At 68.9% G+C, this 14,857-nt stretch carries 14 protein-coding genes; 6 read left to right on the top strand and 8 right to left on the bottom strand.

The window, feature by feature from the left end; all coding sequences use genetic code 11:
- Nucleotides 1–44: 44 nt before the first annotated feature.
- The 3 genes from ACGFNP_RS33200 to ACGFNP_RS33190 all read right to left on the bottom strand — a co-directional run bounded on the left by ACGFNP_RS33200 (nucleotide 45) and on the right by ACGFNP_RS33190 (nucleotide 2,951).
- Nucleotides 45–1,475 carry a DHA2 family efflux MFS transporter permease subunit gene (locus tag ACGFNP_RS33200; protein WP_393325395.1) on the bottom strand — a complete coding sequence of 477 codons (1,431 nt, stop codon included), beginning with the start codon at nucleotides 1,473–1,475 and terminating at the stop codon, nucleotides 45–47.
- A gap of 68 nt (nucleotides 1,476–1,543) precedes the next feature.
- Nucleotides 1,544–2,029, bottom strand: coding sequence for a MarR family winged helix-turn-helix transcriptional regulator (locus ACGFNP_RS33195; protein ID WP_358328172.1), 486 nt, complete (start codon nucleotides 2,027–2,029; stop codon nucleotides 1,544–1,546).
- Nucleotides 2,030–2,141: 112 nt separating this feature from the next.
- Complete coding sequence (locus tag ACGFNP_RS33190) at nucleotides 2,142–2,951, bottom strand: AfsR/SARP family transcriptional regulator (protein ID WP_358328175.1); 810 nt, start codon at nucleotides 2,949–2,951, stop codon at nucleotides 2,142–2,144.
- A gap of 191 nt (nucleotides 2,952–3,142) precedes the next feature.
- Between ACGFNP_RS33190 and ACGFNP_RS33185 the strand changes: the two genes are divergently transcribed.
- Complete coding sequence (locus tag ACGFNP_RS33185) at nucleotides 3,143–3,358, top strand: DUF397 domain-containing protein (RefSeq protein WP_393325392.1); 216 nt, start codon at nucleotides 3,143–3,145, stop codon at nucleotides 3,356–3,358.
- A gap of 36 nt (nucleotides 3,359–3,394) precedes the next feature.
- Here ACGFNP_RS33185 and ACGFNP_RS33180 read toward each other — a convergent pair whose 3' ends face one another.
- A complete protein-coding gene (locus tag ACGFNP_RS33180) occupies nucleotides 3,395–4,276 on the bottom strand; it encodes a helix-turn-helix transcriptional regulator (RefSeq protein WP_358328181.1) in 882 nt (293 codons plus the stop codon).
- Nucleotides 4,277–4,595: 319 nt separating this feature from the next.
- On the opposite strand from ACGFNP_RS33180, the gene ACGFNP_RS33175 reads away from it, so the two are divergent.
- Nucleotides 4,596–5,174, top strand: coding sequence for a calcium-binding protein (locus ACGFNP_RS33175; protein WP_393325389.1), 579 nt, complete (start codon nucleotides 4,596–4,598; stop codon nucleotides 5,172–5,174).
- Nucleotides 5,175–5,292: 118 nt separating this feature from the next.
- Here the strand turns inward: ACGFNP_RS33175 and ACGFNP_RS33170 are convergent, their stop codons facing one another.
- The gene (locus ACGFNP_RS33170) at nucleotides 5,293–6,081 is read right to left on the bottom strand and encodes an MBL fold metallo-hydrolase (protein ID WP_393325387.1); all 789 of its coding nucleotides are present in this window, start codon (nucleotides 6,079–6,081) and stop codon (nucleotides 5,293–5,295) included.
- A gap of 47 nt (nucleotides 6,082–6,128) precedes the next feature.
- Here ACGFNP_RS33170 and ACGFNP_RS33165 point away from each other — a divergent pair, with 47 nt between their 5' ends.
- On the top strand, nucleotides 6,129–6,527 hold the full coding sequence (locus tag ACGFNP_RS33165) for a MerR family transcriptional regulator (RefSeq protein ID WP_358328189.1): 399 nt from the start codon (nucleotides 6,129–6,131) through the stop codon (nucleotides 6,525–6,527).
- Between the two features lie 12 nt (nucleotides 6,528–6,539).
- Here ACGFNP_RS33165 and ACGFNP_RS33160 read toward each other — a convergent pair whose 3' ends face one another.
- Together ACGFNP_RS33160 and ACGFNP_RS33155 are read right to left on the bottom strand one after the other, a co-directional pair.
- Complete coding sequence (locus ACGFNP_RS33160; protein WP_393325385.1) at nucleotides 6,540–7,724, bottom strand: hypothetical protein; 1,185 nt, start codon at nucleotides 7,722–7,724, stop codon at nucleotides 6,540–6,542.
- 113 nt (nucleotides 7,725–7,837) lie between these two features.
- Nucleotides 7,838–9,370 carry a dolichyl-phosphate-mannose--protein mannosyltransferase gene (locus tag ACGFNP_RS33155; protein ID WP_393325383.1) on the bottom strand — a complete coding sequence of 511 codons (1,533 nt, stop codon included), beginning with the start codon at nucleotides 9,368–9,370 and terminating at the stop codon, nucleotides 7,838–7,840.
- 189 nt (nucleotides 9,371–9,559) lie between these two features.
- On the opposite strand from ACGFNP_RS33155, the gene rsmI reads away from it, so the two are divergent.
- Together rsmI and ACGFNP_RS33145 are read left to right on the top strand one after the other, a co-directional pair.
- A complete protein-coding gene (rsmI, locus tag ACGFNP_RS33150) occupies nucleotides 9,560–10,408 on the top strand; it encodes a 16S rRNA (cytidine(1402)-2'-O)-methyltransferase (RefSeq protein ID WP_393325381.1) in 849 nt (282 codons plus the stop codon).
- A 52-nt stretch (nucleotides 10,409–10,460) separates the two neighbouring features.
- Complete coding sequence (locus ACGFNP_RS33145; protein ID WP_358328201.1) at nucleotides 10,461–12,005, top strand: phospholipid carrier-dependent glycosyltransferase; 1,545 nt, start codon at nucleotides 10,461–10,463, stop codon at nucleotides 12,003–12,005.
- On the opposite strand, the gene ACGFNP_RS33140 is transcribed toward ACGFNP_RS33145, so the two are convergent.
- Nucleotides 11,941–13,485 (bottom strand): hypothetical protein, encoded by a 1,545-nt coding sequence (locus ACGFNP_RS33140; RefSeq protein WP_393325379.1) that lies wholly within the window; start codon nucleotides 13,483–13,485, stop codon nucleotides 11,941–11,943. The two genes, ACGFNP_RS33145 and ACGFNP_RS33140, sit on opposite strands and share 65 nt — an antisense overlap.
- Before the next feature lie 99 nt (nucleotides 13,486–13,584).
- Between ACGFNP_RS33140 and ACGFNP_RS33135 the strand changes: the two genes are divergently transcribed.
- On the top strand, nucleotides 13,585–14,808 hold the full coding sequence (locus tag ACGFNP_RS33135) for a glycosyltransferase family 2 protein (protein WP_358328207.1): 1,224 nt from the start codon (nucleotides 13,585–13,587) through the stop codon (nucleotides 14,806–14,808).
- Nucleotides 14,809–14,857: the final 49 nt, after the last annotated feature.

Here is a 14,857-nt window from a genome sequence, read left to right as displayed (position 1 = left end):
AGCCCCCTTGTGGTTCTCAGGAGCAGCTACCCAGATCACAGAAGTTAAGCGGGGGTGAGCACCGCTTCGTTCTCCTTGGCGGCGGGCTGCCGCAGTACGGTGAGCGCGACGATGAAGGCGGCCACGAGCAGCGCGGCGGAGATGGTGAAGGCCACGGTGTAGCCACCGGTCAGCGCGACCGCCTGGCTCTGGCCGGCGGACAGCAGGTCCTCGGTGCGCGAGGCGGCCAGCGTGGACAGCACCGCGACGCCGATGGCCATGCCGACCTGCTGGGTGGTGTTGAACAGCCCGGAGGCCAGGCCCGCGTCGTCGGCCTTGGCGCCGGACATGCCGAGCGTGGTCAGCGCCGGGAGCACCAGGCCGCCACCCGCGATGAGCAGCATGACCGGGAGCAGGTCGGTGACGTAGTCCGCGCTCACCGGTACGCGGGTGAGCCAGCCCATCGCGCCGAGCAGGAGCGCCAGGCCCGCCAGCAGGACGGGGCGCTCGCCGAAGCGGGTGTTGAGCCGGGCGGAGACGAACAGGGAGATGCCGCCGATGGCCACCGCCGCGGGGAGCATCGCCAGGCCGGTCTGGAGCGCGCTGTAGCCGAGGACCTTCTGCATGAAGAGCGCGACGATGATCTGGAAGGAGAACATGGCCGACAGCGCCAGCATCTGGACCAGGTTGGCGCCGGACACATTGCGCGAGTGGAAGATCCGCAGCGGCATGAGCGGGGTTCTGGCGGTCGACTGACGGACGACGAACGCGGCCAGCAGGGCGAGTGACACCGCGCCGAGACCGAGGGTGTGTGCCGCGAGCCAGCCGTACTGCTCGATCTTGACCACCGTGTAGATGCCCAGCATCAGGCCGCTGGTGACCAGCACGGCGCCGATGACGTCGGCCCCGGCGGCCAGTCCGGCCCCGCGCTCGCCCGGCAGCGCCCAGATCGCCAGCCCGATCGTGGCCAGGCCGATCGGCAGGTTGATGAAGAAGATCCAGTGCCAGCTGAGCGCGTCGGTGATGACCCCGCCCAGGACCTGGCCGATCGCGGCGCCGGCGGCGCCGGTGAAGCTGAAGACGCCGATCGCCTTGGCCCGCTCCCTGGGCACGGTGAACAACGTCACCAGGATGCCCAGCACGACCGCGGAGGCCATGGCGCTGCCGATGCCCTGAAGGAATCGGGCGCCGATCAGCATGCCGGGCCCGGTCGCGGCGCCGGCCAGCAGCGACGCGGCGGTGAAGACCGCGTTTCCGGCCAGGAACATGGTTTTGCGGCCGATGAGGTCGCCCAACCGGCCGGCCAGGAGGAGCAGCCCGCCGAAGGCGATCCCGTACGCGTTGACGATCCAGCTCAGCCCGGCGGGCGAGAAGCCCAGATCCCGTTGGATGGCCGGCATCGCGACGGTCACGATGCTGCCGTCCAGGACCGTCATCAGCATCGCGGCGGACAGCACCGCGAGTGCCAGCCAGCGGGAAGGGGTGGTATTTGACATGGCCATCTCCTGCTCAAAGGGACAACAAGAGAGACCATAGCAGATAGTTTTGTTAGAGACGATCTGCTTCAGGACTTCTGTCGGGCCCGCCTGACGCCTTGCGGGGCCTCGGCGGGGGCGGCCAGATGCTCCGTCACCAGGCGGTTCAGGGCTCGCAGGAGCACCTCGGCCTCATCCTTGGGCAGCGCGTCCAGGGCCGTCCGGTGCACGCTGTCGACGATCGCCTGGCTCTGCTTGGCGACCTCGGCGCCCTTCTCGGTGATCGCGATGATCCGGGCACGCCGGTCCGTGCTGGAGGGGCGGCGCTCGGCGAGGCCCGCCTTCTCCAGGGCGTCGACGGTGACCACCATCGTGGTCTTGTCCATGTCGCCGAGCTCCGCGAGCTGGATCTGCGTGCGCTCCTCCTGCAGGGCGTGCACGAGCACGCAGTGCATCCGCGCCGTCAGCCCGATCTCGGCCAGCGCCGCCGCCATCCGGGTTCTCAGGACGTGGCTGGTGTGGTCCAGCAGGTACGACAGGTCCGGCGCTGAGCGGGTAGGGGCCATGGCAGTCATGCCCCTAGTCTACCAATTAGTTTCGTTCTGGATTATCTACATGGACCCGGACCCGGCGCGCCCCACGTGCCGCCGGGGGATCGGGTGAGCGGCTGCCTGACCGGCGGGCCGGCTACTCGCTCGTCTTCACCTCGCCCTTCCTGGCGGCCTCGGCCACCCGGAGGACGGCGCTCTTCGCGGTCTCACGAGCGGATCGCGCCTCCGCTCCGGAGGGGGTGAATCGGTGCGCATCGCTGAGGCCCGGGTCCTGCTGGAGGATGCGCTGGTGGAGGTCCTCGATGTCCGGGCCCGGGTCGGCCCCGAGCTCGTCGGCCAGCCGTTTCCGCAGTTCGGCGAACGCGCCGAGGGCTTCGGCCGACCGGCCGGCTCGATGACAGGCCAGCATGAGCAGGCCGGTGAGCTGCTCGTCGGGCGCCCCGGCGCTGGCGAGATCCAGGATTTCCGGGACGAGCCGCGCGTGGTGCCCGAGCCGTAGCTCGGCCTCCAGGCAGTCGATCACCGCGGCGCGGTGTTCCGCCTGCAGCTTGGTCCGGGCGTTCGCCGCGGACTGACCGGTCAGGCCGCTGAGCGGCTCGCCGGCCCGCAGGCCGCGGGTGCCCCACTGCCGAAGGGCGTCACGCAGGATCCGTACGGCCTGCTCGTCGTCCCGGCAGATCAGCGGCTGGGCGTCGTTCACCAGATCGCGGAAGCGGTACACGTCGACCTGGTTCCGGTCGGCCAGCAACCGGTAACCGCCCTGGTACTTGGGCAGCATGTCACCCAACCCCGGCCCGCTGGAATGGCCCAGATGAGCACGCAGGTCACTCGCATAGTGCTGGATGACCTTGCGCGCGCTGCTTATCGGCTCCGCGCCCCAGATCTTGTCGATCAGCTCCTCCATGGTGACCGGCCGCGCCCCCGCCAGCAGGAGTAAAGCCAGCATCAAACGTTGTTTTCGGTCCCCGACATAAACCCGCACACCGTCCCGGTACGCCTCCACACCGTTCAACAATCGAAACTGCATCGCCCAACTCCTTCGTCGTGCGCGTATTGGATATGACTAAAAGCATTCATAGAATTCCTCTGGCAGCCCTGGGGGGCCCAAGGCTCCCCGAAACGAACAGGGGAGAAATAATGGGCACTGCCAAGGAAATCCGGTCGGCGCGCACCGCATGGTTCAAGGCGACCTTCAGTGACAACGGCGGCGGCTGCGTGGAGGTCGCTTTGGGTGAAGACGAGGTCGCGGTCCGCGATTCCAAGGACCCCGAGGGGCCCGTCCTCTACTTCAGTGGCGCGGAGTGGGGCGCGTTTCTCGCCGGGGTGCACGCCGGCGAGTTCGACCTGAGGTGAGGGCCGAGCTCCGCGGCGGACGCGGCGAGGCACGGGTCACCGGGCCGTGGCGCGGACGTCGGCGCTGACCCCGGCGAGGAACTCCCGCGCCTCGTCGTCGAAGATGGCCATCTCGCTCAGCAGGGACCACTGCCGCTGATAGACCGCGATGTCGTCGGCGTGTCCGGCGGTCAATCTCACATGCGCCGTCTCTATCTCCACAAAAGTATCCGCCGCGCTGCCGTCGCTCTCGTAGACGGTGAAACCATGCGGTGGGCAGACAAGTGCTTCTGTGTTGTGCGGTATCAACCCGATGCTGACGTTCTCCAGGGTGCTGAGTGAGGCTATCCGGTCCAATTGGGCCAGGAGGAGTTTGGGCGGTCCCGGGCGGCACCTCAGGGCCGCCTCGGTAATGAGGAATTCGAAACTCCGGCTTTCCTCATAGAGTGCGAGCTGTCGTTGCAAACGAGCCGAGACGGCCATGGACAGTGCGCTCTCGGAGTACGGCGGGTCGAACAGCGAGAAGACGCGCCGGGCGTACTCGGCGGTCTGCAACAGCCCCGGGACGAGGGTGGGCTGGAATCCGCGTATCAGTTGCGCCTGGTCTTCCTGCTCCCGGATCTCGTCCTGCAGGTGCGCCTGCCGCTGTAGCGCGGCCCGCCAGGTGTGCATCTCGGTGAACGCCGCTTCGGTGAGATCGGTCAGCCATTCCCTGGTCTGCGTCGAGGCCTCCACCGCCGCGCCCCATGCCGTCACTTCCGGCAGTGAAGGGATCACGGTCCCGGACTCGATGCGTGACACCTTGGACTGGCTGATGCCGACCCGGTGCGCCAGGTCTCGCCCGGAGATCCCGGCCTGGTCGCGCAGGCGCCGCAGCTCCGTCGCGAGACGCTCGCGCTTGGTGCGGTGTTCGGCGCCGTCACTCGCGACTGTGTTCATCCGCTCAGCACCCTCGACAGCATCCGGCGCACCCATTCCCTACGAACCAGTTTGATGCCAATTGATGAAGCACTAAATCAGCTAATGTCGCATACGTCAAACCAGGGCGCGCTGCTGCGTTGCCCTGGTCGTAGCGAGGATCCCTGGTCCAGGCGTCGCCGCCGCAAGTCCGATGATTCAGAATGATTCAGCGCCAAGCGGCGGGAGGGGTAGTCAACGAACGAGTACGCGACGCCACTGCGTCGTTCTGCGCGGAGCGCCACCGGCGGGTGCATCACAGTGATGCGGGGCTCGGAACACACATCGAGGGGAAACACAGATGTTCAGCAGAAACACTCTGCTCCGCAACACGGGCATGGCCCTGGGGTTCGTCACCGTGCTGTTCGCCGGCGCCACAGCGCTGGCCGGTCCGGCGTCGGCGGCGACGGTCAACGCGCAGGTGGACGGGACCAGGATCCTCGTCAACGGCAGCGCGGTGGCCGACGGGATCGACGTCAGCTCCCTCGGCGGTTTCATCACCGTCGGCAACACGCTGGGATCGGTCGCCGCCGGCCCCGGCTGCCAGCAACTGGGGGCAGGGGTGCGCTGCCCGGCGAGCGGGATCACTCGCGTCGACGTGTTCGCGGGGGCCGGTAACGACGCGATCCGCAACAACACCACCCTGCCGAGCACGCTGTCCGGCGACAACGGCGCCGACACGGTCAACGGCGGCTCCAAGGCCGACCTGCTCGCGGGGGGCTTCGGTGACGACGTGATCAACGGGGGTGCGGGCGACGACCAGATCCGTGGTCTGGCCGGCAACGACCGGCTGAGCGGTGGCGCCGGGATCGACCGGATCGACGGCGGTGGCGACACCGACAGTTGCAACGGCGAAAGCGAGATCAACTGCGAGCTGTAGGCTCCGGGCCCGGCCACCGCGTTCTGCGCGCCGCGGTGGCCGGGCAGCCAGAGATACGTGCGCGGGCGATAACCGGTTCATGCCCAGTAGAACGCGCCCAACGGAAACTGACCAGACCTCAAGCCATACGGCTTAGCTCCCAGGGGTCGTGCGCGGAGAACACCGCCACTCCGTGCAGGTTCGCCAGGTCCCGCAGCCGGGCCTGGCTCGTCAGCCGCGACTCCTCGTCCACCTGCGAGTCGAGCTGCACGATGTCCATCAGCGGATGCGAGAGCGGCTCGTCGGGTGACAGCTCGCGGTGGTAGAAGTAGGCGTCACCGGCGTGCAGCAGCCACCGGTCGCCGTCCCTGACCGCCACACCCGCGTGGCCCAGGGTGTGCCCGCCGAGCGGCACCATCAGGAAGTCCGTGGAGAACGTCGAAGGCCGTACGCCCTCCACCCCGTACCAGGTGTCACCGGTGCCGGGATAGGTGACCCAGCGCGGGCCGTGCGCCCAGTGGCTGGGGCGGTAGCGGCGGTTCGGCGCCTCCGTGAGCGCCGCCTGCAGCTCGGCCGCCATGACGTGCACCTCGGCCTGCGGGAAGTCGGGCAGCCCGCCGCTGTGGTCGACGTCCAGGTGGGTCAGCAGGATGTGGCGTACGTCCGCCGGGTCGTGGCCGAGCGCGGCGATCTGCCGGACGGCGGTCTCCGCAGGCAGGAGCGCGGGCCCGACCAGCTCGACCCACTCGGTTTCGAGCGTCTCGCCGGGCCGTGTCACGTCGCCCAGCCCCAGCCCCGCCTCCACCAGCACGAGCCCCGAGTCGGGGGTCTCGACGAGCAGGGCGTGGCAGACGGCGGGCGCGGAGGGCAGGGACTCGGTCGAATCGATCTCGCGCATCGAGCCGAGGTTGAGGTGATGAATTTTCATGTGTCCTAGACTCCTACTTGAAGCGCGGTTCAAGTCAAGGAGCGAGTGTGGACGAGACGTTGCTGGACATCGGAGAGGTGGCGCGGCAGTCCGGTCTGGCGCCGTCGGCCCTGCGGTTCTACGAGCGCAAGGGGCTCATCACGGCCGTCGGACGCAACGGCCTGCGCCGCACGTACCTGCCCGCGACACTCGAACGGCTGGCGCTGGTCACCTGCGCGCGCGACGCCGGGTTCACGCTCGCCGAGATCGCCGCGTTCCTGCGCGCCGGGCCGTCCGACGCCGTGCTGCGTGAGGGGATGGCCGCCAAGGAGCGCGCGGTGGACGAGCGGATCGCGCAACTCACCCGGCTGCGTGACAGCCTGCGTCACGCGGCGGTCTGCGACCACGACCCGCTCGTCGAATGCCCCGCCTTCAAGCAGGCCATCCGCCGCGTCAGCGCCCCTTAGAAGGACCGGGTGTCAGGCCGCGCTCACATACTGCCTCGGCCGCAGCGCGTGGGCGCGGAGCGCGGCCAGGGCCGCGAGCTGACCGGGCCGGGTCACCCGTACGGCGAGATCGTCGGCGAACGCCAGGCCGAGCGCGGTCAGCTGCCCGACCAGCTCGATGACCGGTGTGGCGATGTCCTCAAGGTTCGTCGCCGGATGCCAGCCCTCGCCGCCGACCACCTCCGCCACCCGCTCGCGCAGCTCGGCCGGCGACATCAGCGCGCCGTCGGCGAGCAGCATGAGCGCGGCCTCACGCGCCGAGACCTCGAACTCGTGCTCGCCCCTGGCCAGGAGCAGCCGGGCGACCGCGTCCCACATGGCCTCGGGCGAGTCGAGCAGCCGCCTGCCGTGTTCGGTGATCGACAGCCGGGCGCCGTCGCGGCTGATCGCACCCAGGTCCCGTTCGGCCAGCTCGCGCAGCCGGAGCGCCTCCGCCGACGGGGCCAGCCGCATGGGCAGGCTCCCTTCCGAGGCGGCCAGCGACAGCAGGCCGTGGAGCCCGGGCAGCGGCTGGACCGACACCGGAGCGTGCAGTCGCACCTCGAACGGCTGGGCCAGCTCCCGCCGGGCCGGACCGCGGCCGAGCACCCAGCGGTTGAGCCGCTCACCGTGTACGCGGTGCAGCCAGCTGTCGCCGCCGAGCTCGGTCCGTGGCTCGGTCAGCCAGCGCTTGGTGAGGGCGCCGGGATCGACGCTCTCGCCCGAGATGATCGCCAGCTCCAGCGCCGCGGAGCAGGCGACGTGCGCGCCCAGCTCCTCGGGGCCCATGATCATGCTCCACTGCAGATCGGGTACGTCGGGTGGGAGCACGCCGGTGGCTTCGAGCGCCACCTGGTAAGCGCTCGTGCCCGCGTCCTCGCCCTCGCGGGCGTAGGTACGCAGGATCTGCGTCGTGGTCGTCGACTCACAGAGCGCGGCGTAGCGTTCGAGCCCGCCGAGCTGCAGCAGCCGGCCGAGGGAATGGGCCAGCCGCACGTGGTCGCCGCCGACCTTGAGCGGCAACGTGTACCAGAGGAACTCGCAGACGTCGAGCTGAGTAACCGTCTCCAGCGGCTCCCCGCCGGTCAACCACTCCACGGCGGTCCTGGCCTCTTCGGCCAGATCCGGCTCGGAGCGCTCCAACTCGGCGAGCAGGGCGGTGACGTCTGGTGCACTCATGCCTCGAAGTTTGCCGTATCGACCCCGGGCCTGACGATGACCGAAACCGGTGCGTATTGGGTCTTGCACTGCGACTACCCTATGAAATTAGTAAATATGGAACTGTAACCGGGTCATATCCACCGCTTGTCGAAGAGCATCCTTGCCTTCCACTCGGTGTAGGGGATCAGCTCGGCGGACAAAACCGGATGCAGCCACCAGAAGTTGATCAGTGCCAGAAGCGCGAACGCGCCGACGGCCGCAGCCCCGAGCGTTCGCCTCAACGGTACAGCCCCACCCGCCGTCTTCGCTGAGGGGCCTATCAGCAAACCCGCGCACAGCGTGATGGCCAGCACCATGAACGGCACCATCGGCACCGCGTAGAACAGGAACATCGTGCGGTTCTGGGCGATGGCGAAGTAGAACCAGGGCAGCCAGCCCATCGCGTAGGCCAGCAGCACCGCGCCGGCCCGCCAGTCACGCGTGGCGACGTACCAGGCGATCAGGCCGATCAGCGCGGCCAGCGCGCCGAACCAGATCACCGGGGTGCCCACGCCGAGCACGGCCTCGGAGCAGTCCTTGGCGCCGCAGCCGGTCTGTTTGCCCTCGTAGTAGAAGGCGACCGGGCGCAGCAGCAGCGGCCACTGCCACGGATCCGACATGTACGGATGCGAGGTCGCCAGCCCGTTGTGGAAGGAGAAGACCTGCCACTGGTACTGGACCCACGACCGCATCGAGTCGAAGACGAAGTAGATCGGGCCCGACGAGGTGGCCTGGTCCCAGTTGCGGCCGTAGCCGGTCGCGGTGGCGAACCAGCCGACCCAGGTGGCCATGTACGTCACGAACGGGACCAGCGCGAAGGCGGCCAGACCGGTCGGCACGTCCTTGGCGAGGGCGCCGGCATAGGGCTGGCGCAGGCCGACGGCCCGCCGCGCGCCGAAGTCCCACAGCAGCGACATGACGGCGAAGGCCACCGCGAAGAACAGCCCCGACCACTTGACCGCCATGGCTGCCCCGAGGCAGACGCCCGCGGCGATCCGCCACGGCCGCAGCCCCAGCCAGGGCCCCTGCGGCGACAGCGGCGACGTCTCGTACCAGTCGATCAGCCGCTCGCGCGCCCGGTCGCGGTCGACCACCAGGCAGGCGAACCCGGCCAGCACCCAGAACATCAGGAAGATGTCCAGCAGCGCCGTGCGCGACAGCACGAAGTGCAGCCCGTCGAGGGCGAGCAGGAGCCCGGCGAAGCAGCCGAGCAGCGTCGAGCGGGTCATCCGGCGGGCCACCCGGGCCAGGACCAGGATCGACAGCGTCCCGATGACCGCCGCGGCGAACCGCCAGCCGTAGGGGTTCATGCCGAACAGCCACTCGCCAGCGCCGATCATCCACTTGCCCAGCGGCGGGTGGACGACATAGGAAGCGCACTTGTCGAGTGTCGCCTCGGTGCACTTCTGCCAGATGTCGGTGTTGCCGGCGATGAGCGCCTTGTCGGCGTCCTTGATCGTGACCCGTTCCACGAGCCACGTGATCAGCGAATAGCCGTCCTTGGCGTAGTAGGTCTCGTCGAAGACCACGGCGTTGGGGTGGCCGAGCCCCATGAAGCGCAGCACCCCGCCGAAGACGGTGACGAACAGCGGCCCCAGCCAGCCCCACAGCACGCTGCCGCGCATCGGCGGGACCAGGCGATCTCGGATGGATCGCGTCCCGGGACTGCTCTCGTCCGCCGCCGGTTGGCCATCCGACTGGCCAAAGGTTTGGTACGGGAAATCGGTCACCGCCATTCGGACATCGTACGGGCCTCAAGCCAGTGCTTACCCAGGAAACAGGGTCTTATCGGCATGCCCTGCCACAATGGCCGGGTGACAGTAGAGGGCAAGTTGGTGCTGGCAGGGGCCCCCATCGGACAGGCGGGTGACGTTTCGCCACGGCTGCGCGAGGTGCTCGAGAAGGCGGACGTGGTGGCGGCGGAGGACACCAGACGGCTGCGGAGGCTGGCCAACGAGCTCGGCGTGGAGATCGGCGGGCGGGTGGTCTCCTACTACGACGCCAACGAGGCCGGACGCGCGGCGGAGCTCGTCGAGATCCTCAAGCAGGGGCAGACGGTGGTGGTCATCACCGACGCCGGCATGCCGGGCGTGTCGGACCCCGGATACCGCCTCACGCACCTGGCGGTCGAGGAGGGCATCACGGTCACCGCGCTGCCGGGCCCGAGCGCCGTCACCACCGCGCTGGCCGTCTCCGGCCTGGCGAGCGACCGGTTCTGCTTCGAGGGCTTCCCACCGCGCAAATCGGGCGAGCGTGGCCGCCGTCTGGCGGCGCTGGCCAAGGAGGAGCGCACGATGGTGTTCTTCGAGGCGCCCCACCGGCTCCAGAGCTCGCTGGAGGCGATGGCGGAGGCGTTCGGTCAGGAGAGGAGGGCCGCGGTCTGCCGCGAGCTCACCAAGACCTACGAGGAGGTACGGCGCGGCGGTCTGGGCGAGCTGGCCGCCTGGGCGGCGGCGGGCGTCAAGGGCGAGATCACCGTGGTCGTCGCCGGTCACGTCATGGACGACACCGAGCCCGACATCGAGTCGCTGGTCGCGGAGGTGGACCGCCGGGTGGCCGGTGGGGATCTGCGCAAGGTGGCCGTCGCCGACGTGGCCAAGGAGGCGGGTCTGCCCAAGCGGGAGCTCTACGACGCGGTTCACAGGAGATCACCCACGCCATAGGGTGCACATCGTGAAGAATTGGGGGTCTTCCGCCCACAGGCTGGTGCCGCCGATGCAGGGAACCGCCCTGTGGGGGTGGCTGGGCCCGATCGCGGTCGCCCTGTTCGGCGGGATACTCAGGTTCGTCAGGCTGAGCGAGCCGCGGGCCGTCGTCTTCGACGAGACGTACTACCTCAAGGACGCCTACTCGCTGCTCAGGTTCGGGGTGGAGCGGCTCACGCTCGGCGACAACAAGAACCCGGTGGCCGACCGCCGGCTGATGACCGGCGACCTCGACATCTTCAAGCACTGCCCCAATACGACGGACTGCGCCTCGTTCGTCGCCCATCCGCCGCTGGGCAAGTGGATGATCGGGCTGGGGGAGTGGCTGTTCGGCGTGAACCCGTTCGGCTGGCGGTTCGCCGCGGCGGTCGTGGGGACGCTGTCGATCCTCATCCTGGCCCGCGTGGCCCGCCGGATGACCCGCTCGACGCTGCTCGGCTGCCTGGGCGGGCTGCTGCTCTCGCTGGACGGGCTGCATCTGGTGCTGTCGCGGACGGCGCTGCTGGACATCTTCCTGATGTTCTGGGTGCTGGCCGGGTTCGCCTGCCTGGTGGCCGACCGCGACTGGTCACGGCGGCGCCTGGCCGACTGGTACGACAGCTCGCCGCTCACCCCGGCCGGGCCGCGGCTGGGCCTGCGGCCGTGGCGGCTGGCCGCCGGGGTCTGCCTGGGCGCGGCCTGCGCGGTGAAGTGGTCGGGGCTGTTCTTCCTGGTCGCGTTCGCGGTCATGAGCCTGCTGTGGGACATGGGGGCCAGGCGGGCCGTCGGGTTGCGCCGGCCGTACCAGGGGGCGCTCTCGCTGGACGCGCCGTCGTGGCTGGCCGCGCTCGGGCTGGTGCCCGCGCTGACCTTCGTGGCCTCGTGGACGGGGTGGTTCGTCACCGCGGGCGGCTACGGGCGTAACTGGGACCAGGCGACGTCGTCGGGGCCGATGTTCTTCGTCGTCGACTCGGTGCGGTCGTGGCTGCAGTATCAGGTGCAGGTGCTCGGCTATCACACCGGCCTGCACGACTACCACCCGTACAAGTCGGATCCGTGGACCTGGCCGATGCTGCTGCGGCCGGTCTCCTTCTTCTACCCGACGGACCTGCCGGGCTCGGCGTGCGGGGCCGACAAGTGCTCGCAGGCCGTGGTGGGGGCGGGCACGCCCGCGCTCTGGTACGCCGCCGCGCTGGCCCTGCTGGGACTCATCGCCTGGTACGTCGCCACGCGCGACTGGCGAGCCGGGGCGGTGCTGCTGGCCTACGCCGCCGGCTGGCTGCCCTGGTTCTACTACGCCATCGCCGACAAGCGGACGATGTACCTCTTCTACATGATCCCCGTGGTGCCGTTCATGGTCCTGGCGCTCGTCCTGGTCGCGGGGCTGGTGATCGGGAAGGAGAGCGCCTCACCCGCACGGCGGGCGGTGGGGGCCGCGGCCGTGGGGGCGTTCACGCTGATCGTGCTGATCAACTTCTGGTGGCTCTATCCGGTGCTGGTGGCCGAGACGCTCACGCAGGCACAGTGGTGGGCTCGGATGCTGACGCGTTCTTGGGTCGAGCGCGCACCCAAGTGACGCCGCGGCGCAGGGTGACCGCCGCCGCGATGCAGGCCAGAGGGACCGCCGGCAGAACATAGCGGTAGTCGAACTCCGCCGTCGCGGCGGGCGCGAGCAGCAGGCCGAACGCGCCGAGCCAGGGCAGGATCACCGGGCCGCCGAACTTGCGCCAGCGGACCACCGTGCCGTACAGGCCGATCAGCATCACGCCGCCCAGCACGATGCCGGGCAGGTAGACCACCTGCTGGTAGCCGCTCATGATCTGCGCCCATGGCGCGACGATCCTCGTCTCCGGCGGGCCCTGCTCGTATGTGTAGGCGTCGGTGTCGGTCCTGCCCTGGAAGGAGGGCCACTGGGGCAGGCGCTTGGGATTGCCGCTGTCATCGAGCTCGTAGAACGGGATGAAGCGATACATGTTGTACGTCTTCTCATCAGGGAAGCGCGGCCTGCCCCAGTTGAAGGCGCGGAAGAAGTCGCGCGCGACCACCTTCAGATAGTCGCCGGGCTGCGAGACGATCGCCCGTGTGGCGAACGCGCTGGCGGCCTCGTTGGTGATGTCGGTGAACTTCTTGCCCGCGCCCCAGCGGTGCAGCACCTCGCCGGTGCCCTGGCCGTCACCGTTGCCCTGGCCCCACAGGTACCACTGCGCGTAGTCCTTGCGCTGATTGACCGGATCGTTGATGCACAGCAGGAGCATCTGGAGCTCCCGGTATTTGTCGATGTGCATCTTGTTGCAGTCGGCGAAGATCGCCGTGCGCATGTAGAGGATGAGCCCGTCGCTGTTGGTCATCGCGAATTTGCCGAAGTTTGTGGAGAACCAACCCATGTAGGCCAGGACCGGAACCGCGCAGGCCATGATCACGGACACGATCGCCTTCCACCCGGTCCGCTTGATCAGCAGGTAGGCGACGACCAGGACGAGGATCGGCAGGCCGATCGAGCGGGTCAGCGCGGTCAGCGCGAGCAGCAGCCCGACGACCACGCCCAGCTTCCACGACATCCGCCGGTTCCACAGGACCATCGTGACCACGCCCACGACCAGCAGTGTGAACAGCGTGTCGGACATGACGAGCTGTTCGAGCTGGATCTGGTAGGCGTCGAACAGCACCGGGACGGCCGCGAGCGTCGCCCCCCATTTCGGCAGGCCGAATTTCCGGCGCAGCAACGCGTAGATGAGCGCGCCCGTGGCCAGGCCCATCAGGTGCTGGGACAGGGTCACCAAGGAGAAGCTGTGGAACGGCTTGAGCAGCAGCAGCCAGAACCCGTAACCGTCGGGCCGGATGGGGTGTGGCCTGGGGTGCAGCGCGACGGAGACGTACTCGTAGGAGTCGTTGAACCACATCGCCGGGCCGTACCCGAGCATGGTGACGAGCCGCAGCACCCCGCCCAAGGCGAATGCGGCGGCGAACACCCGATGACGGCCCAGGAACGCCAGCGCGCGCGCCGGCCGGCCAGGAGCGGAGGGGTCCACAGGGGTAATCTCCGCAGCGCTCACCATGCTGTAAAGAATGCCAGTCGTTTTTAGGACTTGACCCGACCACCCTGGGGCACAGGGCATGATGGTGGGCTGGAAGAGCCTTAACTGAAGGGTTGAGACGTGGAACTGACGGTGGTCATGCCCTGCCTCAACGAGGCGGAGACCGTGGAAGTCTGTGTACGCAAGGCACTGGCGTGCATGGAAGAGCACGGCATCGAGGGCGAAGTCCTGATCGCCGACAACGGCAGCACGGACGGCTCGCAGCAGCTCGCCCGTGACGCCGGTGCTCGCGTCGTCCACGTCGATGAGAAGGGTTACGGCAACGCGCTCATGGGCGGCATCCGTGCCGCACGTGGCAAATACGTCATCATGGGCGATGCCGACGACTCCTACGACTTCACCTCGTTGCTCCCGTTCGTCGAGCAACTGCGCGACGGTGCCGATCTCGTGATGGGCAACCGGTTCAAGGGGGGCATCGCGCCTGGCGCCATGCCGCCGCTCCACCGCTACCTGGGCAACCCGGTGCTGTCGTTCATCGGCCGGCTGTTCTTCCCGTCGGCCATCGGCGACTTCCACTGCGGCCTGCGCGGCTTCCGGCGCGACTCGATCCTGCGGCTCCAGCTGCAGACGGGCGGCATGGAGTTCGCCTCCGAGATGGTGGTCCGCTCCACGCTGTCGGGCCTCGACGTGCGCGAGGTGCCCACGACGCTGTCACCCGACGGCCGCTCCCGGCCGCCGCACCTGCGCTCCTGGCGTGACGGCTGGCGCCACCTGCGCTTCCTCATGCTGTACAGCCCCAAGTGGCTGTTCTTCTACCCCGGCCTGCTGCTGATGGTGCTCGGGCTGGTCGCGGGCACGGCGCTGACGTTCGGCCCCGTCGAGATCGGCGAGCTGGCCTTCGACGTCGACACCCTGGTCGGGGCGTCGGCGGCGGTGGTGATCGGCTTCCAGGCCGCGCTGTTCGCGCTGTTCACCAAGGTCTACGCGGCCGAGGAGGGCTTCCTGCCCGAGTCGCAACGCGTGCGCAAGCTCATCGACATCGTCACGCTGGAGAAGGGCCTGGTGGTCGGCGGGTTGCTGGCCCTGGCCGGTCTCGTCGGCCTGGTGATGTCGCTGGTGCACTGGCAGGTCCGCAGCTTCGGCTCGCTCGACCCGCGTGAGTCGCTGCGCATCGTCGTGCCGTCGGCCACGGCGCTCATCATGAGTTTCCAGACCATTTTCGCGGCGCTGTTCATCAGCATCCTGGGCATCCGCCGCACCCGCGAGAGCTCGATAGACGTCGCCGCCAAGGTGGCCGAGGAGGCGGCCGAGGCCGTGTCCCGCGAGGAGTCCACGACGCGTTGATCATTCGCCTCGTGCCGGGATTCGGTACGAGGCGACCGCGGTCGCACCG

The organism is Nonomuraea sp. NPDC049269 (assembly GCF_043197155.1).
Classification (GTDB): Bacteria; Actinomycetota; Actinomycetes; order Streptosporangiales; family Streptosporangiaceae; genus Nonomuraea.
Note: the sequence above shows the minus strand (reverse complement) of the source record. Positions and strands in the feature narration are given on the sequence as shown.